General features: G+C 66.1%; 2 protein-coding genes. Both read left to right on the top strand.

All coding sequences use genetic code 11. The annotated features are described in order from the left end of the window. The first annotated feature begins 70 nt into the window (after positions 1–70). Positions 71–376 carry a transposase gene (locus ACFY3J_RS38835; protein ID WP_141367857.1) on the top strand — a complete coding sequence of 102 codons (306 nt, stop codon included), beginning with the start codon at positions 71–73 and terminating at the stop codon, positions 374–376. Between the two features lie 2 nt (positions 377–378). Then, positions 379–1,284 carry an IS3 family transposase gene (locus ACFY3J_RS38830; protein WP_365437758.1) on the top strand — a complete coding sequence of 302 codons (906 nt, stop codon included), beginning with the start codon at positions 379–381 and terminating at the stop codon, positions 1,282–1,284. Positions 1,285–1,320 lie beyond the last annotated feature (36 nt).

Below are 1,320 nucleotides of genomic sequence, written 5' to 3'. Positions count from 1 at the left end.
TGAAGTTCCCCCCTGGGGCTGGACAGCCTGATACTGGGACGGTCGGTCCCGGAGGAAGCAGTTCCAGGTAGTGAGCAAGAAGAGCAACACGAGCAAGCGGTACACGGCCGAGTTCAAGCGGGACGCGGTCGCGCTGGTCCATTCGTCGGGGAAGACGGTCACCGAGGTCGCCCGTGAGATCGGGGTGAGCCCGGAGGGCCTGCGGAACTGGGTGAACCAGGACAGGGCAGATCGGGGCCAGGGGGCCGCGGGTGCTCTGACCAGCGATGAGAAGGAAGAACTGCGTCGTCTGCGGCGGGAGAACCGGGAACAGCAGCAGACGATTGAGGTCCTGAAAAAAGCCGCGGCCTTCTTCGCGAGGGAGTCGACGAAGTAGCCGTGCGCTACGCGTTCATCGACGCGGAGAAGGCCACCGAGAAGAACCCCGGTGGTCACAGTGTCGCCCTGATGTGCAGAGTGCTGGGCGTATCTCGCTCGGGCTATTACGCCTACCTCGCCGCCCGCCCGGCAGCCGAGGAACGAGCCCGCCAGGAGGACGAGCTGGTCGACGAGATCCGGCACATCCACGACGTGTCGCGGCGGGCCTACGGCGCCCCGAGGATCACAGCCGCGCTGCGCAGGAACGGGCACCAGGTCAACCACAAGCGGGTCGAGCGGATAATGCGTGAGCACGACATCCGCGGGATCACCCGCCGCCGGCGCCGCAGCCTGACCCGGCCGGACCGGAAGGCGGCCCCGTCACCAGACCTCGTCGGACGCAACTTCACCGCCACCGAGCCCGGCACGAAACTGGTCTCCGACATCACCTACCTGCCCACGCTGGCCGGCTGGTGGTATCTCGCCACGGTGATCGACCTGGCCACCCGCGAGGTCGTCGGCTATGCGATGGCCGACCACCATCGGGCCGGACTCGTCGTCGACGCGCTGAGGATGGCCGTCGGCCGAGGCGGGCTGAAGGACGGCTGCATCGCGCACTCGGATCGCGGCTCGGAATACTCCTCACGCGAATACCGCGCCCTCATAGGGGAGTTGGGCCTTCGGCAGAGCATGGGCAGAACAGGCTCATGTTACGATAACGCCGCAGCTGAGAGCTTTTTCGGACTGTTGAAAGCGGAGATCGGCACCACGATCTGGGAATCCCACGAGGCGGCTCGCGCCGACGTCTTTCGCTTCATCGAGGTCGAGTACAACCGCACCCGCCTGCGCAAGCACCCGGTCTACGGATACGTCACCCCGGTCGAAACCAGGGCCCTGACAGCACAAGACCTTGCCCCCGCAGCGTAACCATCCGCTGTCCACGATCATGGGGGAACTTCAGGC

The organism is Streptomyces sp. NPDC001231 (genome assembly GCF_042896885.1).
In the GTDB taxonomy this organism is placed as follows: domain Bacteria; phylum Actinomycetota; class Actinomycetes; order Streptomycetales; family Streptomycetaceae; genus Streptomyces.
The sequence above is the reverse complement of the archived record's forward strand: the minus strand, read 5'-3'. Positions and strand labels throughout refer to the sequence as shown.